The following is a 25,288-nucleotide window of genomic DNA, read 5'->3' as shown; positions in this document are numbered from 1 at the left end:
GCACGAGACGTGAGCAACATCCCCGAGACCGGCCGTACCCGGCGGGTGACGATCCGTCTGGTGGTGCTGCAGATCCTGGTGCTCTCGCTGCTCGCCACCCTCGGCGGACGGCTGTGGTACCTCCAGATCCGCAACGCCAGCGTCTACACCGCCAAGGCGACCGGCAACCACATCCGCGAGGTCGTCGAACCCGCCGTGCGCGGCGAGATCCTGGACGCCTCCGGACGCATCCTGGCCGGCAACGAGACCAAGCTGGTCGTCTCGGTCAGCCGCACCTCGCTGCTCCAGCAGAAGGACGGCGGCAAGGAGGTGCTGACCCGGCTCGCCGAGGTGCTCGGGATGCCCGCCAAGGACGTCCAGGAGAAGGTCCGGCTCTGCGACGCCAAGACCCCGCAGCCCTGCTGGAACGGCTCGCCCTACCAGCCGATCCCGGTCACCAAGGAGGCGACCACCCAGCAGGCGATGCAGATAATGGAGCGCCGCGAGGACTTCCCCGGGGTCACCGCCCAGCCCACCGCGGTGCGCCACTACACCGGCGTCGAGGGCGCCAACCTCGCCCAGGTGCTCGGCTACCTCTCGCCGGTCACCGACGACGAGGTCTCCAAGACCGCCGACAAGGCCGGCCTGGAGCGCTACCTGCCGGCCGACCAGATCGGCCGCGCCGGACTGGAATCCGTCTACGACCGCGACCTGCGCGGCACCGCCGGCATCACCAAGCTGGAGGTGGACAACCTCGGCCGGGTCATCGGCACCGCCGACCAGGCCGCCCCGCAGACCGGCAACAACCTGGTGACCAGCATCGACGCCCGGGTGCAGAAGGTCGTCGAGGACAACCTGGCGCAGGCGATGGCCGACGCCCGCAAGACCTTCGACAAGGTCACCAACCGCAACTACGAGGCCGACTCCGGCGCCGCCGTCGTGATGGACGTGCACACCGGGCGGATCGTCGCGATGGCCAGCGCCCCCACCTACGACCCCAACCTGTGGCAGGGCGGCATCAGCGGCAAGGACTACCAGGCGCTGACCAGCAAGGAGTCCAACTTCCCGCTGCTGAACCGGGCCATACAGGGTCAGTCGGCCCCCGGTTCGACGTTCAAGGTCATCTCCACCACCGCCGCCGTCCAGGCCGGCTACTCGCTCGACGGCCGCTACGACTGCCCGAAGAGCATGACCATCGGCGGGCGCGAGTTCAAGAACTTCGAGAGCGAGAGCTTCGGGGCGATCTCCCTGGAGCGCGCCCTGGAGGTCTCCTGCGACACCGTCTTCTACGGCCTGGCCTACGACCAGTGGATGAAGGACGGCGGCATCAAGCCGAAGAAGGATCCGGGCGACTGGTTCTTCAAGACCGCCCACGAGTTCGGCCTCGGCGCCAAGACCGGCATCGACCTGCCGAGCGAGGTCACCGGCCGGGTGCCGGACCGCCAGTGGAAGCAGTCCTTCTACGACAACAACAAGGACGCCTGGTGCAAGCAGGCGGAGAAGGGCGGCAACAGCTTCTCCGACCAGATCGCCCGGGAGAACTGCGTCGACGGCTACCAGATGCGCGCCGGTGACGCCGTCAACTTCGCGATCGGCCAGGGCGACACCCTGGTCACCCCGATCCAGATGGCCCGGATCTACGCGGCGCTCGCCAACGGCGGCACCTTCTACCGGCCGACGATCGCCAAGGCCGTGATAAGCCCGAGCGGGGAGCTCGTCCGCGAGATCGCCCCGCACGAGGACGGCCGGGTGCCCGGCGACCAGAAGCTGCTCAGCTACATCGACCAGGCCACCGCGGGCGTCGTCACCGGCGGCACCGCCGCCTGGAAGTTCACCGGCGCGGGCTGGCCGCAGGGCAAGATCGAGCTGCACGCCAAGACCGGCACCGCCGAGGTCGAGGGCAAGCAGACCACCTCCTGGCTGACCACCTACAGCCGCGACTACGCGGTCGTGATGACGATAAGCCAGGGCGGCACCGGCTCCGGCGGCTCCGGCGACGCGATCCGGCGGATCTACCAGTCGCTGTACGGCGTCGACGACAAGGGCAACGTCGACCAGGGCAAGGCACTGCTGCCCACGCCGCAGGCCGAGCTGCCGAAGTTCAACCCGGACGGCACCGCGATCATCAAGCCGGCCTCGTTCGCGGCCGGCGGCGCGGCGCTCGGCGACCCCGGCGTGAGCGGCGGCTCGCCGCGGGTCTTCCTGGACCCGGCGCAGCCCGGCGGCAGCGCCGCTCCGGTGCCCGTGGCGGCCGCGGCCGCCGTCGAACCCACCCGCTCCACCGGAAGGGGCCGGGCATGACCTCCTACGGCTCGTACCGCCAGCTGCGGCTCGCGCCGCAGCGCGGCGGGGTGCCCAAGGCGCTGGCCAAGGACTCCCCGCTGTGGCGGATCGACTGGATACTGCTGCTGGCCGCGGTGGTCCTCTCACTGGGCAGCTCGCTGCTGGTCTGGTCGGCGACCCGGGGCCGTGACACGCTCACCCACGGCGACCCGCAGTACTTCCTGTTCCGGCACCTGACCAACGTCCTGATCGGCGCCGTGCTGTGCGCGGTGGTGATAGCGATAGGGAGCCGGCGCTTCCGGACGGTCGTGCCGTTCCTGTACGCCGGCGTGATCCTGCTGCTTCTGGCCACGCTGAGCCCGCTCGGCTCGACCATCAACGGCCAGCACTCCTGGATCCAGCTGGGCGGCGGCTTCTCGGTGCAGCCCGCCGAGTTCGCCAAGGTGGCGATCGTGCTGTCGATGGCGGTCGTGCTCTCCGACCAGGTGGACGCGGGGGAGCGGGAGTTCCCGGCGAACAAGTCGGTGTTCCGGGCCCTGGTCTGGGCGACGCTGCCGATGGCCATAGTGATGCTGATGCCGGACGCCGGCTCGGTGATGGTGATGGCCGTCATCGTGCTGGGCATCCTGCTGGCCTCCGGCGCGGCCAACCGCTGGGTGTTCGGGCTGATCCTGGCCGGCGTCGGCGGCTGTGTGGCGGTCTGGAAGCTCGGGGTGCTGAGCAAGTACCAGATCGACCGCTTCGCGGCCTTCGCCAACCCGGCGCTCGACCCGTCCGGCGTCGGCTACAACACCGCGCAGGCCCGGATCGCGATCGGCTCCGGCGGGCTGACCGGCAAGGGTCTGTTCCACGGGACGCAGACCACCGGGCAGTTCGTGCCGGAGCAGCAGACCGACTTCGTGTTCACGGTGGCCGGCGAGGAGCTGGGCTTCCTCGGGGCGATGGCGATCATCGTGCTGCTCGGCGTGGTGCTCTGGCGGGCCTGCCGGATCGCCCGTCACGCCACCGACCTGTACGGCACCATCGTGGCGGCCGGGGTGGTCGCCTGGTTCGCCTTCCAGGGCTTCGAGAACATAGGGATGTGCCTGGGCATCATGCCGGTGGCCGGCATCCCGCTGCCGTTCGTCTCCTACGGAGGCTCGTCGATGTTCTCGACCTGGGTGGCGATCGGGCTGTTGCAGGCGGTGCAGAGCCAGCGGCCGATAGCGGCCTGAGCCCGTCGGGAGGGCCGGTCCGGGGTTCCACGACCCCGGGCCGGCCCTCGTCCGTTCTCCGGACGAGGGCGGGGGCGGCGGTGAGGGCGGGGCGGTTCGGTTCAGACGGGCGGCAGCAGGAGGTCGGCGGCGGCGAACACCGCCCGGGTCTGGTGGGCGACCTGGGTCTCCACCGGCACCCAGCGGGCGCCCAGCCGGTGCAGGCCCTCCAGGCTCGCCGCGGCGATCCCCCGGGCGCGCGCCCGGGCCGCGTCCGCCGCCGGGCCGCCGCTGTCCGCGAGCAGCCGCAGCAGCATCGAGGCGATCCGCAGCGGCACCCGCTCGGCGGCGATCCGCGCCGCGGTCACCCGGGACACCGACAGCGGCGCCGACGACCAGTGGGCGAGCCAGTCGTCCACCACCGGCCGGCAGACCGCCAGGTTGAACTCGACGGCGCGCAGCAGCGGCCCGTACGCCACCCCCGCGTGCGGCGGCACCTGCGGCAGCAGCGCGGTCAGCTCCGCGACCCGGCCGCCCAGCCGGTCGGCGCAGGCCCCGACGGCGGCGCGCACGTCCGGCGCCGGGCGGGCGTCGCCGACCGCGTCGATCGCCCACATCGGCACCTCCAGCACCGCCGTGGTGCCGCCGTACCGGCCCGCGTACGACCAGGTGGACAGCTCCGGGCGGTCCGGCAGCGGCTGGCGGCGCCGGCCCGGCGCCGGCATCACATAGCTGCCCGGCGCCGGGCTGTCCCAGCCGACCGCGTCGTAGGAGTCGACGTCCAGCGGGATGCCGCCGCGCGCCACCGAGCGGGCGAAGCGCTCGGCCAGCCCCGGCAGCGGCCGGGTCAGCTGCACGAACGCGCCGCCGAAGTCCACGCCGTGCAGCGAGCACTGGAGCACCGGGCGCAGCTCGTCGATCAGCCCGGTGAGCACCCGGCTCTCCGGCATCGGCGCCAGCGGGCCGTCCGGGTGCGGCAGCAGCTCCGGCTGCTCGTGGAAGGCCGGCCGGAAGAAGTGCTCGTAGTGCCGGGCCGCGGTGAGCGGGCCGTGCAGCCAGCCCTCGTTGAGCGCGGCGCCGTCCGGGTCCAGGCAGAGCAGGACGTGCCAGCCGACCCCGGGGCGGGGCGGCAGCTCCAGCACCCGCTCGGCCAGCCGGACGGCGGCGGCCAGGCCGACCGGCTCGTTGGGGTGCGGCCCGCCGACGGCCAGGACCGCGTGCTCGCCGTCGTCCACCGAGAGCAGGACCAGCGGGCGTCCCGCCCGGGAGCGGCCCACCTCGCGGACCCGGCACCGACCGGGGTGGCGGCGGGCCAGCCGGCGGGCGGCGGCGATCGCGCGCGCCACCGTCGGATAGCTCCCGGTGTCCTGCCGCGGGGCGTCGATCCGGCGCGTCCGCCGGCCCGTGTCGGTCATGGCTCTCCTGTCCTCGGGGCGGTCGGGGCGGCGCGGTCGGGGGGCCTCGGCGGGGAGCGCGGCGCGGGGTCGCGCCGGTCCTCCCGGCGCGGCCGGTGAGCGCGCGGCCGACTCCCTCGTTCCGGGGGCGCACAGGACCTTCCGGTGGAGCCTTGCCAGTACCGCACGCGGCCTCGGAGCGTGTCAACAGTCGTCGGGCACCCGCGGTGGGGCCGCGGTCGGCTCGCGGTGGGCCGCCGGTGGGGCCGCGTTCACGTGCCGGGATCCCGGTCCGGGACCGTCCGGGTGCGGTGGATCCGGGCCCTCGGCCGCACCGGGGCGCACGGCGGTTCGGCTACCCTTGAGGGTCACCCCTCCCAGCCGTCGCCACCGCCAAGCGCGCGGCGGTCCCGAACGTCGTAAGGGTTCCTAGTACACATGACTGTCGAATCGGTCTTCCCACGCCTGGAGGCCCTCCTCCCGCACGTCCAGAAGCCGATCCAGTACGTCGGCGGCGAGCTCAACTCGACCGTCAAGGACTGGGACGCCTGCGACGTCCGCTGGGCGCTGATGTACCCCGACGCCTACGAGGTCGGCCTGCCCAACCAGGGCGTCATGATCCTCTACGAGGTGCTCAACGAGCAGGAGGGCGTCCTCGCCGAGCGCACCTACAGCGTCTGGCCGGACCTCGAGGCGCTGATGCGCGAGCACGGCGTCCCCCAGTTCACCGTGGACGCCCACCGGCCGGTGCGCGCCTTCGACGTGTTCGGGCTCTCCTTCTCCACCGAGCTCGGCTACACCAACATGCTGACCGCGCTCGAACTGGCCGGCATCCCGCTGGACGCCCGCGACCGGACCGACGAGGACCCGGTGGTGCTGGCGGGCGGCCACGCCGCGTTCAACCCCGAGCCGATCGCGGACTTCATCGACTGCGCGGTGATCGGCGACGGCGAGCAGGCCGTGCTGGACATCACCCGGATCGTCCGGGAGTGGAAGGCCGAGGGGCGCCCCGGCGGCCGCGACGAGCTGCTGCTGCGCCTGGCCCGCACCGGCGGCGTCTACGTGCCGAAGTTCTACGACGTCGAGTACCTGGCCGACGGCCGGATCGGGCGCGTGGTGCCGAATGCCCCCGGCGTGCCGTGGCGGGTCTCCAAGCACACCGTGATGGACCTCGACGAGTGGCCCTACCCGAAGCAGCCGCTGGTCCCGCTCGCCGAGACCGTGCACGAGCGGATGTCCGTGGAGATCTTCCGCGGCTGCACCCGCGGCTGCCGCTTCTGCCAGGCCGGCATGATCACGCGCCCCGTGCGGGAGCGAAGCATCACCGGCATCGGCGAGATGGTCGAGCGCGGGCTCAAGGCGACCGGCTTCGAGGAGGTCGGCCTGCTGTCGCTGTCCTCCGCGGACCACACCGAGATCGGTGACGTCGCCAAGGGCCTGGCCGACCGCTACGCCGACGACAAGATCGGCCTGTCGCTGCCGTCCACCCGGGTCGACGCCTTCAACATCGACCTCGCCAACGAGCTCAGCCGCAACGGCCGCCGCTCGGGCCTCACCTTCGCCCCCGAGGGCGGCAGTGAGCGCATGCGCAAGGTGATCAACAAGATGGTGTCGGAGGAGGACCTCATCCGCACCGTCGCCACCGCCTACGGCAACGGCTGGCGCCAGGTGAAGCTGTACTTCATGTGCGGCCTGCCCACCGAGACCGACGAGGACGTGCTCCAGATCGGCGAGATGGCGAAGAACGTCATCCAGAAGGGCCGCGAGGTCACCGGCCAGAACGACATCCGCTGCACCGTCTCCATCGGCGGGTTCGTGCCCAAGCCGCACACCCCGTTCCAGTGGGCCCCGCAGCTGTCCGCCGAGGCCACCGACGCCCGCCTGGCCAAGCTGCGCGACTCGATCCGCGGCGACCGCAAGTACGGCAAGAACATCGGCTACCGCTACCACGACGGCAAGCCCGGCATCGTCGAGGGCCTGCTCTCCCGCGGCGACCGCCGGGTCGGCGCGATCATCCGCGCGGTCTACGAGGACGGCGGCCGCTTCGACGGCTGGCGCGAGCACTTCTCCTACGACCGCTGGATGGCCGCCGCCGAGAAGGGCCTGGCCGGCACCGGCGTCGACGTCGACTGGTACACCACCCGCGAGCGCGGCTACGAGGAGGTCCTGCCCTGGGACCACCTGGACAGCGGCCTCGACAAGGACTGGCTCTGGGAGGACTGGCAGGACGCCCTGGAGGAGGTCGAGGTGGACGACTGCCGCTGGACCCCGTGCTTCGACTGCGGCGTCTGCCCCCAGATGGACACTCACATCCAGATCGGCCCCACCGGCAAGAAGCTCCTCCCGCTCACCGTGGTGAACAAGTAGCAGCAATACATGTGCCCCCGGCGGATATATCCGCCGGGGGCACATGTGTGTGGATACTTAATAGCCGATGTTACAGTTGCAGTTGTCGATTTGATGTTGACTGACGGAGGTGCATACGATGGCCAAGACGATGATCGACATCGATGAAGACGCCTTGGCGCTGGCGGCCGAGGTGCTCGGCACCGTGACCAAGAAGGACACGGTCAACGCCGCCCTGGTCGAGATCGGTATGCGCGAGCGCCGTCGGCAGGCTCGTGGGCGGATGCGCGCCCTGGCGGCCGACGGAGTGTTCGACAAGGCGCTGGAGCCAGGGTTCAAGGAAGAGGTATGGCGCTGAATGGGCGGTACTGAGCAGTTCCTCATCGACACGTCCGCGCACGTCAGGATCGTCCGGCCCGAGATGGACGAGATCTGGGGCGAGCTCATCGATCACGGGCGGATCGGCCTCTGTGAGCCGACGGAAGCGGAGCTGTTGTACTCGGCGCGCTCCGCGAAGCACTACGCCGACCTCAAGGACGCCTTGGCCGAGATGTATGTGTGGCGTCCTGTCCCGGACGGCGCATGGCGTCAACTGCTGGCACTGCAGCAGTCGCTGGTGGAGGCCGGCCAGCACCGCTCGGCCGGGATCCCGGACCTGCTGGTCGCCGTCACCGCCATGCACCACGGGCTGACCGTGCTGCACTACGACCGGGACTTCGAGACGATCGCCAAGCACACCGAGCTCAAGACCCGGTGGCTCGCGGAGCCCGGGGCGCTGGACTGAGGACGGGGCCGCGAGCAGGGGCGGGGCGAGGGGTGGGCCGGGGCGCGTACCCTTTGAGGTGACAGCGTCCGGACAGTGGGGGGAAACGCCTCCGCTGCGGACGGGGAAAAACTGACGAAGGACTGAGCGACCTGGCACGCCGCACGCCCGACGGTCCGCCGCCCGCGCCGACGGTGCAGCGGATCCGTCTCCGCTACACCAAGCGCGGCCGGCTCCGCTTCACCAGCCACCGCGACTTCCAGCGCGCCTTCGAGCGCGCCCTGCGCCGCTCCGCGGTGCCGATGGCCTACTCGGCCGGCTTCACCCCCCACCCCAAGGTGTCCTACGCCAACGCCGCGCCGACCGGTGTGGCCAGCGAGGCGGAGTACCTGGAGATCGGGCTCGCCGCCCCCCGCGACCCGGAGGGGCTGCGCGTCCTGCTGGACGAGTCGCTGCCCAGGGGACTCGACGTGATCGACGCGGTCGAGGTGCGCACGTCCAACTTCGTGGAGCGCCTGGAGGCCTCCGAGTGGCAGGTGCGGCTCGACGGGGTCGAGCCGCAGGAGGCGGGCCGCGCCGTCGCGGCGTTCCTCGCCGAGGAGCGGGTCGAGGTCGAACGCCTCACCAAGAACGGCGTCCGGGTCTTCGACGCGCGCGGCGCGGTGGCGGCTCTCGAACTCCTCCCGCCGCAGGTCGACGGCGGTGCGGACACGGAGGCCGAAGAGGCCTGCGATGTTCGGACCGGGCGTCCCTGTGCGATACTGCGCCTGGTAGTACGACACGCCACACCCGCCGTACGACCCGACGACGTGTTGTCCGGTCTCCGTGCGACGGCCGACCTGGCGCCGCCGGTCCCCGCAGAGGTGACCAGGCTGGCGCAGGGGCCGCTCGACGAGGGGACCGGCACGGTGACCGACCCGCTGGCGCTCGACCGCGCCGCGGCCCCGGCCGGCCCTGTGGCCACCGGCGAGCCGCGCGCAACCGCGTCCGCCTAGCGGGCGGAGGCCGGGTCCAGTTCCCCACTGGGCCCGCTGGTCCTCCAGGCCCCCGCGGCTCCCCAGGGGAGCGAGCGTCGTCGAAGCACAGGCCGGCCTCTTGCGGCCTGCCGACCCCGACGGTCGGTGGGCCCGAGGACCCCGTCCGGGAGCCACCCGGGGTTGGGGGACGGCGCAGCTTGGGAAAACCTCAGAAGACTGGTCAGACCAGAAGACTTTCGACACCCCGCCGAGCGCGGGGCGCCGAGCGAGACTACGAGCCCCTGTGCGGCCTCGCGTCCGCACGGCGGCACCGTGAAAGGGTCCGGCCCGAGCATCGTCGCGATGCCGGCCGGCCACCGGTGCCGCGCCGTGCCCGGATGCGGAGCCCGGGGGCCTGACGGGAGATCCACCCGCATGCTCGAGAACACCGATCCGCAGCAGTCTGCGGCAACGGAACAGAACGACACTGCCGGGACCGGTGGCGAGGGCGCGTCCGCCGCGCCGCCGCGCCGGCGCCGCCGCGCGGTGTCCCGCCCGGCCGGAGCGCCGCAGGGCGCGGCCGCCGAGACCGCCGAGACGGTCATCGCGGCCGAGGAGCCGGTGCAGGCCGTCGCCGAACCGGAACCCGCCGCCGCCGAGCCGGTCGCGGAGAAGCCGGTGCGGGCCCGCCGCACCCGTAAGCGCGCCGAGGCGCCCGCCGGTGCGCCCGAGGCCACCGCCATCGTGGTCACCACGCCGGACGCCGGCGAGCCGGTGGCCGTGGCCGAGGCGCCCGAGAAGGCGGAGAAGCCCGAGAAGGCCGAGAAGGCCGAGAAGCCCGTGCGGGCCCGCCGGACCCGCAAGAAGGCCGAGGCCGCGCCGGTCGAGGAGCCGGTGCAGGCCGTCGCCGAGCCGGAGCCCGCCGTGGAGCCGGCGGCCGTCGAGGCGCCCGCCGAGGAGGTGCCGGCCGCCCCGGCGCGCCGCACCCGCCGCCGCCGGGTGGTCGAGGCCGCCCCCGTGGTCGAGGAGCCGGTGGCCGAGGAGCCCGAGGCCGAGGAGGCCCCGGACGAGGAGCCGGTCGTCGAGGCGCCCGCCGCCGAGCAGCCCGCGCCCGCGCCGGCCGCCGAGGCCGAGCCGCCGCACCGGGTGCGCCGCCGCGCGGTCCGCCCGTCCACCGCGATCTTCCAGGCGCCGGTCTTCCAGGAGCCCGCCCCCTACGTCGCGCCGGCCGCTGCGGCCGCCCCGCAGCCGGCCGCCGCCGAGGTGCCCGCCGAGGCGCCCGCCGCGCCGGCCGAGCGCGCGGAGGAGGACGAGTTCGAGTACAGCGGCGTCGGCCGCCGCCGCCGCGTCCGCACCTCCGTGCGGGTGCAGACCCCGGCCCGCCAGAAGCCCGCCGCCGAGAAGACCCCGGCCGCCAAGCCCGCGGCCGCCAAGCCGGTCGCCGCCAAGCCGGTCGCCGAGGAGCCGGCCGCCGAGGCGCCCGCCGCCGTCGAGGCCCCCGTCACCGGCCCCGAGGCCGAGGACGAGTGGGAGGACGGCCGCCCGTCGCGCCGCCGCCGCCGCGGTGGCCGCCGCCGCCGTCGCGGTGAGGCCGAGGAGATCGAGGCCGAGGGCCCCGAGACCGAGCAGCCGGCCGCCGAGGAGCCGGTCGCGGCCGCCGAGGAGGACGAGGACGAGGACGACGACCTGGCCGCCGGCCTGTCCTCGTCCCGCCGCCGTCGCCGCCGTCGCCGCCGCAGCGGTGAGGCCGGCGCCGTCGAGACCGCCGAGACCACCGAGGACGGCGTCCGCACGGTGGTGAAGGTGCGCGAGCCGCGCCGCCGCTCCACCGAGCCGTCCTTCGACCCGGACGAGGTGCAGTCCATCAAGGGCTCCACCCGCCTGGAGGCCAAGAAGCAGCGCCGCCGCGAGGGCCGTGAGCTGGGCCGCCGCCGGGTGCCGATCATCACCGAGGCCGAGTTCCTGGCCCGCCGCGAGTCGGTCGAGCGCGTCATGGTGGTGCGCCAGAACGGCCAGCGGACCCAGATCGGCGTCCTCGAGGACGGCGTGCTCGTCGAGCACTACGTCAACAAGGAGCAGGCCACCTCGTACGTCGGCAACGTCTACCTGGGCAAGGTCCAGAACGTGCTGCCGTCGATGGAGGCCGCCTTCGTCGACATCGGCAAGGGCCGCAACGCCGTGCTGTACGCCGGCGAGGTCAACTTCGGCGCGCTCGGCGGCCACGGCGGCCCGCGCCGGATCGAGTCCGTGCTGAAGTCCGGCCAGTCCGTGCTGGTGCAGGTCTCCAAGGACCCGATCGGCCACAAGGGCGCCCGCCTGACCAGCCAGATCTCGCTGCCCGGCCGCTACCTGGTCTACGTGCCCGAGGGCTCGATGACCGGCATCTCCCGCAAGCTGCCGGAGAACGAGCGCGCCCGCCTGAAGCAGATCCTCAAGAAGATCGTCCCGGACGACGCGGGCGTCATCGTGCGCACCGCCGCCGAGGGCGCCTCCGAGGAGGAGCTGACCCGCGACGTCCAGCGACTGCAGCAGCAGTGGGAGGACATCCAGAAGAAGGCCGCGTCCGGCAACGCCCCCGCGCTGCTGTACGGCGAGCCGGACATGACCGTCCGGGTCGTCCGCGACATCTTCAACGAGGACTTCACCAAGGTCATCGTCTCCGGCACCGAGGCGTGGAACACCATCCACGACTACGTCTCCAACGTGGCCCCGGACCTCGCCGGGCGGCTCCAGCGGTGGACCTCCGAGGTGGACGTCTTCGCCACCTACCGGATCGACGAGCAGCTGATGAAGGCGCTGGACCGCAAGGTCTGGCTGCCCAGCGGCGGTTCGCTGGTGATCGACCGCACCGAGGCGATGGTCGTCATCGACGTCAACACCGGGAAGTTCGTCGGCCAGGGCGGCAACCTGGAGGAGACGGTCACCCGGAACAACATCGAGGCGGCCGAGGAGATCGTGCGCCAGCTGCGGCTGCGCGACCTCGGCGGCATCATCGTGATCGACTTCATCGACATGGTCCTGGAGTCCAACCGCGACCTGGTGCTGCGCCGCCTGCTGGAGTGCCTGGGCCGGGACCGGACCAAGCACCAGGTGGCCGAGGTCACCTCGCTGGGCCTGGTGCAGATGACCCGCAAGCGGGTCGGCCAGGGGCTGCTGGAGTCCTTCTCCGAGCCCTGCGTGCACTGCAACGGCCGCGGTGTGATCGTCCACATGGAGCAGCCGAGCACCCACGTGCACGCCGGTGGCGGCGCGGCCGCCGTCGAGGCGGGCTCGGGCGGCGGCAAGCGCCGTCGCCGGGGCAAGGGCGGCGCGGCGCACGAGGAGCCGCAGGCCGTCGAGGCCGTCGAGCCGGTGGAGGCCGTCGCGGCCGCCCCGGAGGCGGTCGTCGAGGCCGCCGAGGCGCCGGTCCGCGAGGAGATCGAGGGCCAGCTGGCGATCGAGGTGCCGGGCGTCGAGGCTCCGGCCGAGGCCGCCGCCGAGCCGGTCGCGGTCGAGGCCGCGGTCGTCGAGGCTCCGGCCGCCGCGCCGGCCCCCGCCACCACGGCCGCCGGGCGGCCCCGCCGCCGGGCGGTGCGCAAGGCCACGGCCCCGGCCGGTGCGCCGGGCGAGGCGGAGATCGTGGTGCTGCAGGCCAAGGCCGAGGCGGCGCTGGAGTCGGCCCTCGCGGCCGCCGAGGCGCCGGCCGAGGAGCAGCCGGCCGAGGCGGTCGTGGCCGAGGCGGTGGCCGAGCCGGCCGCCGTCGAGGCCGAGGTCGTCACCGAGCCGGCCGCCGAGGCCGCCGCCGAGCCGGCCGCGACCGAGGAGCCCGCCGAGGAGGCGCCGGCGCCGAAGAAGCGGGCGGCCCGCAAGACCGCCGCCAAGAAGACCACCGCCGCCAAGAAGACGACGACGGCGGCGAAGAAGACCACCGCCCGCAAGACCGCCACCAAGCGGACGAGCGCGGCGGCCAAGAAGGCGGCGGCCGCCGAGGGTGATACGGCGGCCGAGTAGTGCCCGGTCCGGGGCGGACACCCTCCGCCCCGGACCCGTACGGGCCGGTTTGCCCCAGCGGCGGCCGGTCCGTATTCTTGACCACTGGCGTGTCTACGCCATGCTCCCGAGCACATCACCTCCCGGGCCTCGCGAGAGGCCCACGGGAGAGGTCCCCTGTGTCCGTACCCAGGTGGCTGGCATCAGGAGCTCCGACCGAGTTGGGAAAGTAGGTACCGCATGTACGCGATCGTTCGCGCAGGCGGCCGCCAGCACAAGGTCGCCGTCGGCGACGTGCTGGAGATCGACCGTATCGAGGCCAAGCCGGGTGACTCGGTGGAGCTCTCCACCATCCTGGTGGTCGACGGCGAGGCCGTCACCTCCGACCCGTGGGTGCTGGCCGGCGTCAAGGCCCACGCCGAGGTCGTCGACCAGACCAAGGGTGACAAGATCGTCATCCTGCGTTACAAGAACAAGACGGGCTACCGCCGTCGCCAGGGTCACCGCCAGCAGCACACCGCGGTGCGCATCACCAGCATCGACTCGGTCAAGTAAGGGGATAGCCAGATGGCACACAAGAAGGGCGCAAGCTCTACCCGCAACGGCCGTGACTCGAACGCCCAGCGCCTCGGCGTGAAGCGCTTCGGCGGCCAGGTCGTCTCCGCCGGCGAGATCCTCGTCCGCCAGCGCGGCACCCACTTCCACCCGGGTGCCGGTGTCGGCCGCGGTGGCGACGACACCCTGTTCGCGCTGACCGCCGGTGCCGTGCAGTTCGGCACCCGCCGCGGCCGCAAGGTCGTCAACGTCGTGGCCGTCGAGGCCTGAGTCACACCTGACTCACACTGAAGGGTGGGCCGGAATGTTCCGGTCCACCCTTCGCGCTTTACCGCAGGCAGAACATCTTCTTTCACATCGGAGGCACACCCATGACCACCTTCGTGGACCGCGTCGAGCTCCACGTCGCCGCGGGCAGCGGGGGCCACGGCTGCGCCTCCGTGCACCGCGAGAAGTTCAAGCCGCTCGGCGGCCCGGACGGCGGCAACGGCGGTGAGGGCGGCAGCGTCATCCTCATCGTCGACGCGCAGGTCACCACCCTGCTGGAGTACCACCACTCGCCCAAGCGCAAGGCCACCAACGGCAAGCCCGGCGCGGGCGGCCACCGCACCGGCGCCGACGGCCAGGACCTCGTCCTCGCCGTGCCGGACGGCACCGTCGTCCTCGACAAGAAGGGCAACGTGCTCGCCGACCTGGTCGGCCACGGCACCAGCTTCGTCGCCGCCCAGGGCGGCCGCGGCGGCCTCGGCAACGCCGCGCTCGCCTCCGCCCGCCGCAAGGCCCCCGGCTTCGCGCTGCTCGGCGAGCCCGGCGACGCCCGCGACATCGTCATGGAGCTCAAGTCCGTCGCCGACGTCGCCCTCGTCGGCTACCCGAGCGCCGGCAAGTCCTCGCTGATCTCCGTGCTCTCCGCCGCCAAGCCGAAGATCGCCGACTACCCGTTCACCACCCTGATCCCCAACCTCGGCGTGGTCACCGCCGGCGACACCGTCTACACCATCGCCGACGTCCCCGGCCTGATCCCCGGCGCCAGCCAGGGCCGCGGCCTCGGCCTGGAGTTCCTGCGGCACGTCGAGCGCTGCTCCGTCCTGGTGCACGTCCTGGACTGCGCCACCCTGGAGCCCGGCCGCGACCCGCTGAGCGACCTGGAGACCATCGAGGCCGAACTGGCCGAGTACGGCGGCCTCGACGACCGCCCGCGGCTGGTCGCCCTCAACAAGGTCGACGTGCCGGACGGCCAGGACATCGCCGACCTCACCCGGGCCTCCCTGGAGGAGCGCGGCTACCGCGTCTTCGAGGTGTCCGCCGCCTCCCGCAAGGGCCTGCGCGAACTCAGCTTCGCCCTGGCGCAGATCGTCGCCGAGGCCCGCGCCGCCAAGCCGGTCGAGGAGTCCACCCGGATCGTGCTGCGGCCCACCGCCGTGGACGACGCCGGCTTCACCATCACCGAGGAGGACGGCGCCTACCGCATCCGCGGCGGCAAGCCCGAGCGCTGGGTGCGGCAGACCGACTTCTCGAACGACGAGGCCGTCGGCTACCTCGCCGACCGGCTGGCCCGCCTCGGCGTCGAGCAGGAGCTGTGGAAGGTCGGCGCCCAGGAGGGCGACACCGTCATCATCGGCCCCGACGAGAACGCCGTCGTCTTCGACTGGGAGCCGACCATGGCCGCCGGCGCCGAGATGCTCGGCCGCCGCGGTGAGGACCACCGCTTCGAGACCCAGCGCCCGGCCGTCGACCGCCGCCGCGACAAGCAGAAGGGCCGGGACGCCGCCGAGGCCGAGTTCCTCGCCTTCGAGGCGCTCTCCAGCGGCCGTCAGGCCGCCATCGAGGGCGACGACGAGGACTACTGAGCCGCCGCGCCCCCAGGACTCCGACCGGCCCCCGCCACCCGTTCCAACGGGCGGCGGGGGCCGGTGCGTTGACGCCGCGTCGGGCGCCCGGCGGCGGTGCCGGACGCCGTCCGGCCGCTGGAACGGGGTGCGGCCCGGGCGCGCCGATCGCGTAGATTGCGGGGGATACGGCCGGGCCCCGACCCGCCGCCAGCGCACCACACCGGAAGGGCGAAACCCGAGATGAGCGAGGACGAACTGCGGGCGGAGGTGCTGACCGCGCGGCGCATCGTCGTCAAGGTCGGCTCCTCCTCACTCACCACGGCCGCCGGCGGCATCGACGCCGACCGGGTCGACGCCCTCGTCGACGCCCTCGCCAAGGTCCGCACCCGCCCCGACGCCCCCGAGATCGTGCTCGTCTCCTCCGGCGCCATCGCCGCCGGGCTCTCCCCGCTCGGCCTGGAGAAGCGGCCCCAGGACCTCGCCCGCCAGCAGGCCGCCGCCAGCGTCGGCCAGGGCCTGCTGATCGCCCGCTACACCGCCTCCTTCGCCCGCTACGGCCTGCGCGTCGGCCAGGTCCTGCTCACCGCCGAGGACGCCAGCCGGCGCGCCCACTACCGCAACGCCTACCGCACCCTCGACCAGCTGCTGGCGATGGGCGCGATGCCGATCGTCAACGAGAACGACACCGTCGCCACCGCCGAAATCAAGTTCGGCGACAACGACCGGCTGGCCGCCCTCGTCGCCCACCTCGTCCGCGCCGACCTGCTCGTCCTGCTCTCCGACGTGGACGGCCTCTACGACGGCGACCCGTCCCGCCCCGGCACCAGCCGGATCGCCGAGATCGCCGGACCGCACGACCTCGACGGCATCGAGATCGGCAGCGCCGGCAAGGCCGGGGTCGGCACCGGCGGCATGGTCACCAAGGTCGAGGCCGCCCGGATCGCCACCGGCGCCGGCATCCCCGTCGTCCTCACCGCCGCCAGCCACGCCGCCGACGCGCTGGCCGGCCGCCCCACCGGCACCCTGTTCCTGCGCACCGGCAGCCGCTCCTCCGACCGGATGCTCTGGCTGGCCCACGCCAGCAGCCCGCGCGGCGCCCTGCACCTGGACGCCGGCGCCGTCACGGCCGTCGTCTCCGGCGGCGCCTCGCTGCTGCCCGCCGGGGTCACCAAGGTCGACGGCGAGTTCGCCGCGGGTGATCCGGTGGACCTTCTTGCCGAAAACGGCCACATCGTCGCGCGCGGACTGGTCAACTTTGATGCGAGGGAGTTGCCCCGCCTGCTCGGCCGGTCCACCCGGGACCTGGCCCAGGAGTTCGGCGCCGCCTACGAGCGGGAGGTCGTCCACCGCGACGACCTGGTCGTCCTGCGCGGCTGACCCGCCGTCGGACCGCCGGAACGCGGGCGGCTCCGCACGGGGAGCACGCCCGGCCACGGGCGAGGAGGGGCGCGGTCGTACGCGCGCCGGCCGGGGCCGGCGGGTACGACGAAACGACATCGCCGAACAGGAGGCCGCCGGTGGAACGCAGGCGCGAGGCAGCGCTGACCGGAGGGACCGCGGGCCGGCGGCTGACCAGCATCGACGGCGGCGGGGACGACGGCGCCGCCGGGCCGGCCGGTCCGCCGCCCCAGGGGACCGGCACGGTGCACCGGCTCCGGGCGGACCGGCGCCCCGCCGCCGAACCGCCCGTCTCGCCCGAACAGGCCCGGCTCTGGCACGTGGTGCTGAGCGTGGCCGGGCCGGTCACCCCGCTCTCCGAGCTGCGGGCCGGCCTCGAACGGCTGGCGTACGACCACTCGTTCTTCCTGACCGCCCGCTACGCCGCCGACCACGCCGAGATCCGCTACTGGGAGCAGGCCCGCGACCTGCACGACGCGGCGGCGATCGCGCTGCGGCTGTGGGGCGAGCACAAGGCGACGGCCAAGCTGCCGCCGTGGGAGATCGTCGGCCTGGAGGTGGTGGACCGGGCCACCTACCACAAGCGCGTCGCCGAGGGCTTCGCCGGTCCGCCCCCGCAGCTGGGCGGGGTCTACCCGTACTGAGGCGGTGCGGGCGGGGACGAGGGGGAGAGCACGGGCGAGCGAGCCACGAAGCGGGGCGTCTCATCGGGCGAAATGGGGCGGAGGCGGGCTGAATCCCTCCACTACGCTGGGCGCATGACCAGCGACCTCGCCACCGCCGACAGCCCCGTCCTCGCCGTAGCGCGCCGAGCCCGGGAGGCCGCCGCCGCGCTCGCCCCGCTGCCGCGCGGCACGAAGGACGCCGCGCTGCGGGCGGTCGCCGACGCCCTGGTCGCCCGCGCCGCCGAGGTCACCGCCGCCAACGCCGAGGACGTCGAGCGGGCCCGCGCGGCCGGCACCGCCGAGTCGGTGATCGACCGGCTCACCCTCACCGAGGAGCGGATCGCCGCCATCGCCGCCGACGTCCGCGACGTGGCCGGATTGCCCGACCCGGTCGGCGAGGTGGTGCGCGGCTACACCCTGCCCAACGGCCTGGACGTGCGGCAGGTCCGCGTCCCGCTCGGCGTCGTCGGCATCATCTACGAGGCCCGCCCCAACGTCACCGTCGACGCCGCCGCGCTCTGCCTGAAGTCCGGCAACGCGGTGCTGCTGCGCGGCTCCGCCTCCGCCTACCGCTCCAACACCGCGCTGGTCGCCGTGGTCCGCGACGCCGTCGCCGCCGCCGGGCTGCCGGCCGACGCGGTGCAGCTGGTCCCGGGCGAGAGCCGGGACTCCGTGCAGGAGCTGATGCGCGCCCGCGGCCTGGTGGACGTGCTGATCCCGCGCGGCGGCGCCTCGCTGATCCGCGCCGTCGTCGAGGGCTCCACCGTCCCCGTCATCGAGACCGGCACCGGCAACTGCCACGTCTACGTGGACGCCGAGGCGGACCTCGCGATGGCCGTCGGCATCCTGCTCAACTCCAAGGCCCAGCGGGTCAGCGTCTGCAACGCGGCCGAGACCCTGCTCGTCCACCAGGACGTCGCCGACGCCTTCCTGCCGCTCGCGCTCGCCGCGCTCGCCGAGGCCGGGGTCACCGTGCACGGCGACGAGGCGGTGCTGAAGGCCGCCGAGGGATCCGCCGCCACCGTGCTGCCCGCCACCGACGAGGACTGGGAGGCCGAGTACCTGTCGTACGACATCGCGGCCGCCGTCGTCCCCTCGCTGGACGCCGCCGTCGCGCACATCCGCCGCTGGACCTCCGGCCACACCGAGGCCATCGTCACCACCTCGCAGGCCGCCGCCCGCCGCTTCACGCAGCTGGTCGACTCGACCACGGTGGCCGTCAACGCCTCGACCCGGTTCACCGACGGCGGTGAGTTCGGCTTCGGCGCCGAGATCGGCATCTCCACCCAGAAGCTGCACGCCCGCGGCCCGATGGGCCTGCCGGAGCTGACCAGCACCAAGTACATCGTCACTGGTGACGGCCACGTCCGCGGCGAGGCGACGCCGACCGTGGGCGGCGCCGGCCACACCGGCTGAGCCCGGCCGGGCCGGCCGCCGCCGGCCCGCCGTCACACGACTGACGGACCAACTGTCCCGAGCCCCAGACAAATCGCCCGCCCGGTAATACGCTGAATCCGTGGCTGACGATGTGGGGGGCTTGCCGTACCCCGACGGTGCCGACCACGGTGGTGCGGATGACGAGTTCGCCACCGTGGTCTTCGACGAGGCCTTCGTGCGGTCCGCCGCCGTGCACGAGCCGACGGCCAAGGAGCGGCAGCTCGCCGCCGCCGAGGCCCGCTTCGAGCCGGACACGGCCGGTCCCGCCTGGTCCTACGACGCCCCGGCGGGCGACGGACTGCCGCTGGAACTGCGTCCCTACCCGAGCCGGTTCGACGACGACCACCGCTTCCCCGATCCGTGGACCGGCCCCGGCCGCCGCTCGCGGCGCTGGCGCCCGGGCGGCTTCGACCCGATCGGCGCCGGGCGCGGCCGCTACGTCGCCCAGCAGCGCTGGCACCGCCCGGTGGCCTGGGTGCTCGCCGTGATCATGGGCGTGAGCCTGGTCGCGGTGGCGGTCGCGGCGGTCTACCAGGGCGTGGGCGGGGCCGGCGAGACGCCCCGGCGGCCCGAGTCCGGCAGCAGCAGCGCCGGAGTCGACCCGGCGCCGCCGCCGGCCGAGCCGTCGCTGGTGGTCACCGCGCCGACGGGCTGAGCGACGGGCGACGGCGGGGCGGCGGGACGGCGGGCGGCCGGTGTCGCCCCGGCGGGCCGCGACCGGTCACGGAGGGTTTGCGGTGAACTGCGGCAGGACCCTCGTACCGGGGCGAGGATGCGCCTTACCCTGGTGTCATGGGTGACCCGCGCGAGCCTCCGGAGGGTGCGCCCGAGGGTGGTTCCGGAAACGATGACGAGTACCGGTCCGTCGTCTTCGACGAATCGTTCGTCCGGGCTGCCCGGATCCAGGAGCTGTCGGCCCGCGAGCGGCTGTCCGGCGCGTTCGGTCGGCCCACCCGGCCGAAGGTCCGGCTGGGACCGCTCGGCACCGTGCCCCGGCAGGCGCTCGCGCTGCTGCTGGTGATCCTGCTGGCGTTCGGCGCCGCCGTGTACTTCGGTGTCAGCTCGCCGGTCCGGCCCACCGCCCGCCCCCAGGGCAGCCAGCTGACCGTCAGCCTGGTGGCGCTGAGCCCGGCCTCGCCGGTCCACGCGGTCGCCGACCCGGCCAATCCGTTCGCCGGCCTGCCGCCGGGCTACAGCGACGGCGCGGTCGGGCTGGGCACGCCGACCGGGGCGCCCACCGGGCACTTCTCCCGGGTCGAGGTGACCAAGGCGCTCGACACCGTGCAGCGCTACCTGGTGGCGTCCTCGCTGTCGCCCGCCGTACTGGTGCAGGGATCGACCGCGGAGGTGCGTGCCTTCGTCACCCCCGGTGAGCAGGCCCAGTTCGACGCGAGCGTGGTCCAGCCGGTCGACGACCGGCACCACGCGCTGACCGGCTGGCTGGTGCGCTTCGACCCGCAGCAGGTCGCGCTGGCCGCGGACACCGTGAAGGTGGCCGGCGCCATGCGGATCGACGAGGCGGACGGCGGCACGCTGCGGATCACCACCGACCACACCTTCGTCTACGCGCTGAAGGCGGCCGGGGCGGCGAGCGGGGCGCCGGTCACCCTGGAGACCGTGCGGCGGCAGCTGACCTTCGAGTTCGACCGGGTCGACCTCGCGGCGGCGCAACTGCGCCTGGTGGACTCGGTGCTGCAGGCCGGGCCGGCGCCGTGCGACGGCTCGCTGGCCGGGGTGGTGCAGCCGGTGCTGGCGGGCGCGGAGGCCACCGCGCCGCCGGCCGGGCCGTCGGCGGTGGACCCGGGCAACCACGCGCGGCCGGCCTGGCAGGTGTGCGGGGTGCTGGCGGGGAGCTGACGGGCGCCGGCGCGGCGGCGTCCGGGCGCGGACGGCCCCCGGCGGGGTGGCCGGGGGCCGTCGAAACGTTCCTGCGCGCGGTGCCTCAGCCGTTGTCGCCGGAGCCGCCGTCCTTGCCGCTGCCGCCGCTGCTGCCGTTGCCGCTGCCGTTGCCGCGCCCGGCGCCGGTGAAGGTGTCGCGGAGCTTGCCGCCGACCGAGGCCGCGCCACCCGCGACATCGCGGATCAGGCCCATCAGCGGGTCCTTGCTCTCCTTCACCGAGCTCGTGTAGTGCTCGGCGGCGGCCCGCCACTGCTCGCCGACCGAGGCGTCCGGGTCGTCGGTGCGGCGCGGGTAGGCGCCGGCCAGGATGGAGCGGTACTCCTCGCTCTCGGCCCACTTCTTCAGCTGGGCGACCCGGACCACCGCGAACGGGTGGCTCTGCGGCAGCACCTGCAGCACCTTGAGCACGCCGTCGCGCAGGTCGCCGGCCTTCTCGTACTCCTCGGCCTGCTCCAGGAACGCGTCCACGTTCATCTCGGCCAGGTTGTGGCCGCCGGCCAGCTTCATCAGCGCCCGCATCGACGCCTGGAGGTCCTGCCCGGCCAGCAGGCCGGCCCGGTCGCTGGAGATCTCCGCCTTGCGGAACCACTCCTTGAGCGCGGTGACGATCGCCATGATCGCCAGGTTGCCGAGCGGCACCCAGGCTATCCGGGCGGCGATGTTGGTGAGGATCATCAGCATCGTCCGGTAGACGGCGTGCCCGGACATCGCGTGGCCGACCTCGTGGCCGATCACCGAGCGGAGTTCCTCCTCGTCCAGCAGCTCCACCAGGCCGCTGGTCACCACGATCACCGGCGTGTCGATGCCGATGCAGTAGGCGTTGACCGTCGGTTCCTGGGTGACGTAGAGGTCCGGCACCTTCTCGAGGTCGAGCACGTAGGCGGCGTCGCGGACCATGTCGTGCAGTTCGGGGAACTGCCGCTCGGAGGTCTTCACGGCGGTGGCCAGGAACATCAGCCGGATCGAGCGCTCGGAGACGAGACCGGCGAGCTTCTTCAGCACGTCGTCGAAGCCGGTCAGCTTGCGCAGCGCGACGAGCGCCGAGCGGTCCGCCGGGTGCTCCCAGGCGCGGGTCGAGATCTCCGGGAAGCGCTGGCGGCGCCGGCTCGGGCTCTTCGCGGTCGTGTCGGTCATGTGTGTCTGCCTCCCTGTCGACGGCGGCCCCGGTCCCCGGCCGGCCCCCGGTGGTTCTCGTCTGCAACGACTGTCCGGACAACGTCCGCGGTTGCGCACTCGTCCCCGCCGGCGCGTCCCGGGTGGCGCGAGCGCCGTTCGGGGCGGCGCGGACGGCGCCCGCGGGGGCGGTGGGCGGCGCCGGTGTGAGGGCGGTTTACCCTGAATGCCCGGGAGAGCCGGGCCACCTCAGGCCGCGGCACCGAGCAGTCCGAGGAGCCCGCAGATGTCCACCGCCGCCCTTGCCAGCCTGGCCGCCCCGATCTCCGCGGAGAACGGCCCCGGGCTCTTCCTGCGGATCATCGTGGTCGCGTCGTTCGTCGGTGTGGGCCTGCTGGCCTGGATCCTGCTGCGGGCCGGCCGCAACAACTGAGCGGCCCCGCGGGCCCGCCTTCCGGGGCCCCGGCTCACGGCGGTTCAGACGCGGTGGGCCGCCGAGCGGTTGCCGTGTAACCCCCCGTACGATGACGGGTGGGCCCTCACCGGCCCGTACGACACCCCCTGCCCGCCATCCGAGCCGAGAAGGTCCCGCCGACCATGAGCACTGCCGCCGCACTCCCCGTCCTGAACCTCCTCGCGAACGAGGGCGAGGGGGGCAACCACGACAGCCTCAACCCGTACCTGACGGGTGGCGCCGCGCTGTTCGTCCTCCTGGTGCTGCTCTTCGTGACCACCCGCTTCAACCGGGACCGCTGACCCGGCCGACGGTGGCCCGGGGTGCGGCACCGCCCCCGGGACGCCCGTCACCCGGCCGTTCCCGCACCGCAACGGGCGTCGCGTAAGGTGTGGCGCCATGGGAGAGCAGACCGGGAATCCCGGCGTACCGGCGCCGGAGCGGCGCCGTCTCGGCGTGATGGGCGGCACCTTCGACCCGATCCACCACGGGCACCTGGTCGCCGCCAGTGAGGTCGCCAGCGCGTTCCACCTGGACGAGGTGATCTTCGTCCCGACCGGACAGCCGTGGCAGAAGAGCGACCGGCAGGTCAGCCCGGCCGAGGACCGCTACCTGATGACGGTCATCGCCACCGCGGAGAACCCGCAGTTCTCGGTCAGCCGCATCGACATCGACCGCGAGGGCCCGACGTACACCGTCGACACCCTGCGCGACCTGCACGCGATGCACCCGGACGCCGACCTCTTCTTCATCACCGGCGCCGACGCGCTCGCCCAGATCCTGTCCTGGCGGGACTCCGACGAGCTCTTCTCGCTCGCCCACTTCATCGGGTGCACCCGGCCGGGGCACACTCTGTCGGACGCCGGGCTTCCGGTGGGCGGGGTCTCCCTGGTGGAGGTCCCGGCGCTGGCCATCTCCTCCACGGACTGCCGCAACCGGGTCGCCAAGGGCGAACCGGTCTGGTACCTCGTCCCGGACGGCGTGGTCCGCTACATCGACAAGCGGGCGCTGTACGCGCCGCACCGGACCTGATCCCGGAGGGGCCGACCGACGGATGAGCGAGCGCAGGGGACCTCAGGGGCAGCAGCCCGGGCAGCCGGACGACTGGCCGACGGGGCAGTACCAGCAGCAGTACCCGCCCTACCAGCAGCAGGGCGGCTACGAGCAGCAGCCCGGCCAGTACGAACAGCCCGGCCAGTACGAGCAGTACGACCAGTACGGGCAGCCGGTGCAGTCCGCGCCCTACGGGCAGGGGCAGTACGGCTACCAGGACCAGTACCAGCAGCAGGGGTACCAGTCCTCCTACGAGCCGCAGTACGAGCAGCCCGGGGTGTACGAGCAGCCCGGCCAGTACGGGCAGCAGGTGCCGCAGGGGTACCGGCAGCAGGGCGGCTACGGCTACCAGGACCAGTACCAGCAGTCACCGGCGCACCCGCAGCCGCAGGCGTACGAGCAGTCGCCGCCGCCCTCGTACGCGACCGCGCCGATGCCGGTGGTCGTCGAGCCGGAGCCGGTGGCGGAGCCCGCCGCGCCCGCGCCCGCGCCCGCCGCGCCGACGCCGCCGCGGCCCGGGGTGCCGCGCCCGGCCGCCGCCGAGCCGGCCGCCCCCGCCCGGCCCCGACCGCCGTCCGAGCAGGTCGGCGGCTCCCGCCCGGCCCGGGCCAGGACCGGCGCCGCGGACGCCGGGGACGACTACACCACGGGCGAGTTCACCTTCGTCGACGACGAGCCGGAGAAGTCCGAGGACGTCATCGACTGGCTCAAGTTCGCCGAGTCCCGCAGCGAGGTGCGCGCCGAGCGCCGCCGCAAGCTGCGCAACCGGCTGGTCGGCGCCGGTGTAATCCTCGCGCTCGCCGCGGCCGGCACCGGCGGCTACCTCTGGTTCACCGGCGGCGGCAAGGAGAACGCGGCCGCCGCCGCCGGACCGCGCCAGGTCAACGTCGTCCACCTGCGCGACCTGCAGGGCAAGGTCTCCAGCGCGCTGCTGGTCAATGACGCCTCCGGCAAGAAGGGCACCGTCCTGCTGCTGCCGGACACGCTGCGGCTGCCCGGCCCCGGCGACCCGCCGGTCACCACCGTCGGCCAGGCCATGGACACCCTCGGCGCCTCCGGCACCCGCGAGGGCCTGACCACCGTGCTCGGCGCCCCGGTCGCCGGCACCTGGCGGCTCGACACCCCGTACCTGGAACTGCTGGTCGCCCAGCTCGGCGGCGTCCGGGTGGACACCAACGCCGAGGTCCACGAGGGGGGCAAGCCGGACGGCAAGGTGCTCGCCGCCGCGGGCAAGAACACCCTGCTCGGCGGGAAGGCCGCGGTCGCCTACGCCACCCTGCAGAACGAGGGCGAGAGCCGCGACGCCCAGCTCGCCCGGTTCGGCCAGGTGATGGACGCCGTGGTGCGCACCATGCCGGTCGAGTTCAAGGACGCCAAGGACGACGTGCACCGGATGAACGCGGTGCTCGACCCCTCGCTGCCCGAGGACGCGCTCGCCGGGGTGCTCGCGCAGCTGGCGCAGCTCTCGAAGAACGGGCAGTTCGGCACCACCGCGCTGACCGTCAAGCCGGACGGCTCGCTGGACGAGGCCACCGCCGGCAAGCAGGTCAAGGAGGTGCTGGGCGGCACCGTCAAGGCCGCGACCAGCGGCGACGCGCCGGCCCGGGTCTCCGTCCAGGACGCCAGCGGCAACGACCTGGCGGCCGCCGCCGCCCAGGTCCAGGTGGTCAACGCGGGCCTCACCTTCGTCCCGGGCGGCGCCAGGAGCGCACCGCAGGCGACCAGTGAGATCCGCTACACCGACGACGCCCGGCAGGCCGCCGCGAAGTCGCTGGCGACCAGCCTCAACCTGCCGGAGACGGCCGTGAAGAAGGTCACCGACGCGCAGAACGCCGACCTGGTCGTCGTCCTCGGCAAGGACTACGCGCCGCCGAAGGCCCCGTAGCCCGGCGACGTCCGGCCGCGTGCTCGGCCGTGCCCGGCCCGGCGGCCCCGGAAATCGGTTCCGGGGCCGCCTGGGCGGCGTGAGATCCTGGAAGGCGATCCCCGGCGCGCCGC

21 protein-coding genes are annotated in these 25,288 nt (G+C 73.7%); 19 read left to right on the top strand and 2 right to left on the bottom strand.

The features are described 5' to 3' along the window. Positions 1–9: 9 nt before the first annotated feature. Together mrdA and rodA are read left to right on the top strand one after the other, a co-directional pair. A complete protein-coding gene (gene mrdA, locus ABTX81_RS33950) occupies positions 10–2,280 on the top strand; it encodes a penicillin-binding protein 2 (protein WP_350553706.1) in 2,271 nt (756 codons plus the stop codon). After that, the gene (gene rodA, locus ABTX81_RS33945) at positions 2,277–3,476 is read left to right on the top strand and encodes a rod shape-determining protein RodA (protein WP_350553704.1); all 1,200 of its coding nucleotides are present in this window, start codon (positions 2,277–2,279) and stop codon (positions 3,474–3,476) included. The genes mrdA and rodA overlap by 4 nt, the downstream gene beginning before the upstream one ends. 101 nt (positions 3,477–3,577) lie before the next feature. On the opposite strand, the gene ABTX81_RS33940 is transcribed toward rodA, so the two are convergent. Continuing rightward, a complete protein-coding gene (locus tag ABTX81_RS33940; RefSeq protein WP_350553702.1) occupies positions 3,578–4,870 on the bottom strand; it encodes a M14 family zinc carboxypeptidase in 1,293 nt (430 codons plus the stop codon). A gap of 417 nt (positions 4,871–5,287) precedes the next feature. On the opposite strand from ABTX81_RS33940, the gene ABTX81_RS33935 reads away from it, so the two are divergent. The 13 genes from ABTX81_RS33935 (at position 5,288) to ABTX81_RS33875 (ending at position 20,627) form a co-directional block, all read left to right on the top strand. Then, positions 5,288–7,216, top strand: a complete 1,929-nt coding sequence (locus tag ABTX81_RS33935; RefSeq protein ID WP_350553700.1) for a TIGR03960 family B12-binding radical SAM protein — start codon at positions 5,288–5,290, stop codon at positions 7,214–7,216. A 118-nt stretch (positions 7,217–7,334) separates the two neighbouring features. After that, the gene (locus ABTX81_RS33930) at positions 7,335–7,553 is read left to right on the top strand and encodes a type II toxin-antitoxin system VapB family antitoxin (protein WP_350553698.1); all 219 of its coding nucleotides are present in this window, start codon (positions 7,335–7,337) and stop codon (positions 7,551–7,553) included. Beyond that, complete coding sequence (locus tag ABTX81_RS33925; RefSeq protein WP_350553696.1) at positions 7,554–7,979, top strand: PIN domain nuclease; 426 nt, start codon at positions 7,554–7,556, stop codon at positions 7,977–7,979. A 173-nt stretch (positions 7,980–8,152) separates the two neighbouring features. After that, positions 8,153–8,953, top strand: coding sequence for a TIGR03936 family radical SAM-associated protein (locus tag ABTX81_RS33920; RefSeq protein WP_350553694.1), 801 nt, complete (start codon positions 8,153–8,155; stop codon positions 8,951–8,953). A 396-nt stretch (positions 8,954–9,349) separates the two neighbouring features. Next, positions 9,350–12,904, top strand: a complete 3,555-nt coding sequence (locus ABTX81_RS33915) for an Rne/Rng family ribonuclease (RefSeq protein WP_350553692.1) — start codon at positions 9,350–9,352, stop codon at positions 12,902–12,904. 219 nt (positions 12,905–13,123) lie between these two features. Continuing rightward, positions 13,124–13,438 carry a 50S ribosomal protein L21 gene (gene rplU / locus ABTX81_RS33910; RefSeq protein ID WP_030309710.1) on the top strand — a complete coding sequence of 105 codons (315 nt, stop codon included), beginning with the start codon at positions 13,124–13,126 and terminating at the stop codon, positions 13,436–13,438. Between the two features lie 12 nt (positions 13,439–13,450). Then, positions 13,451–13,708, top strand: a complete 258-nt coding sequence (rpmA, locus tag ABTX81_RS33905) for a 50S ribosomal protein L27 (RefSeq protein ID WP_344342406.1) — start codon at positions 13,451–13,453, stop codon at positions 13,706–13,708. 101 nt (positions 13,709–13,809) lie between these two features. Beyond that, the gene (gene obgE, locus ABTX81_RS33900) at positions 13,810–15,288 is read left to right on the top strand and encodes a GTPase ObgE (protein WP_350553690.1); all 1,479 of its coding nucleotides are present in this window, start codon (positions 13,810–13,812) and stop codon (positions 15,286–15,288) included. Positions 15,289–15,510: 222 nt separating this feature from the next. Next, positions 15,511–16,647, top strand: a complete 1,137-nt coding sequence (proB, locus tag ABTX81_RS33895) for a glutamate 5-kinase (RefSeq protein WP_350553688.1) — start codon at positions 15,511–15,513, stop codon at positions 16,645–16,647. Between the two features lie 140 nt (positions 16,648–16,787). Beyond that, the gene (locus ABTX81_RS33890) at positions 16,788–17,312 is read left to right on the top strand and encodes a DUF8830 family protein (RefSeq protein WP_350553686.1); all 525 of its coding nucleotides are present in this window, start codon (positions 16,788–16,790) and stop codon (positions 17,310–17,312) included. 114 nt (positions 17,313–17,426) lie between these two features. Next, a complete protein-coding gene (locus tag ABTX81_RS33885) occupies positions 17,427–18,749 on the top strand; it encodes a glutamate-5-semialdehyde dehydrogenase (protein ID WP_350553684.1) in 1,323 nt (440 codons plus the stop codon). Between the two features lie 100 nt (positions 18,750–18,849). Then, entirely contained in the window at positions 18,850–19,425 is a 576-nt protein-coding gene (locus ABTX81_RS33880) for an SCO2584 family spore wall biosynthesis protein (protein ID WP_350553682.1), read from the top strand. 137 nt (positions 19,426–19,562) lie between these two features. Next, positions 19,563–20,627 (top strand): SCO2583 family membrane protein, encoded by a 1,065-nt coding sequence (locus tag ABTX81_RS33875; RefSeq protein WP_350553680.1) that lies wholly within the window; start codon positions 19,563–19,565, stop codon positions 20,625–20,627. Between the two features lie 85 nt (positions 20,628–20,712). On the opposite strand, the gene ABTX81_RS33870 is transcribed toward ABTX81_RS33875, so the two are convergent. Further along, a complete protein-coding gene (locus tag ABTX81_RS33870) occupies positions 20,713–21,804 on the bottom strand; it encodes a M48 family metallopeptidase (RefSeq protein WP_350553678.1) in 1,092 nt (363 codons plus the stop codon). A 265-nt stretch (positions 21,805–22,069) separates the two neighbouring features. On the opposite strand from ABTX81_RS33870, the gene ABTX81_RS33865 reads away from it, so the two are divergent. From ABTX81_RS33865 to ABTX81_RS33850, 4 genes are all read left to right on the top strand, one after another. After that, positions 22,070–22,216 carry a hypothetical protein gene (locus tag ABTX81_RS33865; protein WP_350553676.1) on the top strand — a complete coding sequence of 49 codons (147 nt, stop codon included), beginning with the start codon at positions 22,070–22,072 and terminating at the stop codon, positions 22,214–22,216. A 164-nt stretch (positions 22,217–22,380) separates the two neighbouring features. After that, positions 22,381–22,539 (top strand): hypothetical protein, encoded by a 159-nt coding sequence (locus tag ABTX81_RS33860; RefSeq protein WP_344342390.1) that lies wholly within the window; start codon positions 22,381–22,383, stop codon positions 22,537–22,539. Between the two features lie 97 nt (positions 22,540–22,636). After that, complete coding sequence (gene nadD / locus ABTX81_RS33855; protein WP_350553674.1) at positions 22,637–23,269, top strand: nicotinate-nucleotide adenylyltransferase; 633 nt, start codon at positions 22,637–22,639, stop codon at positions 23,267–23,269. A 22-nt stretch (positions 23,270–23,291) separates the two neighbouring features. Then, positions 23,292–25,175, top strand: coding sequence for a LytR C-terminal domain-containing protein (locus tag ABTX81_RS33850; RefSeq protein ID WP_350553672.1), 1,884 nt, complete (start codon positions 23,292–23,294; stop codon positions 25,173–25,175). The last annotated feature ends 113 nt before the right edge of the window (positions 25,176–25,288 follow it).

Origin of the sequence: Kitasatospora sp. NPDC097605 (genome assembly GCF_040302725.1) — a bacterium.
Classification (GTDB): Bacteria; Actinomycetota; Actinomycetes; order Streptomycetales; family Streptomycetaceae; genus Kitasatospora.
This window is presented reverse-complemented; position numbering and strand designations above follow the sequence as displayed.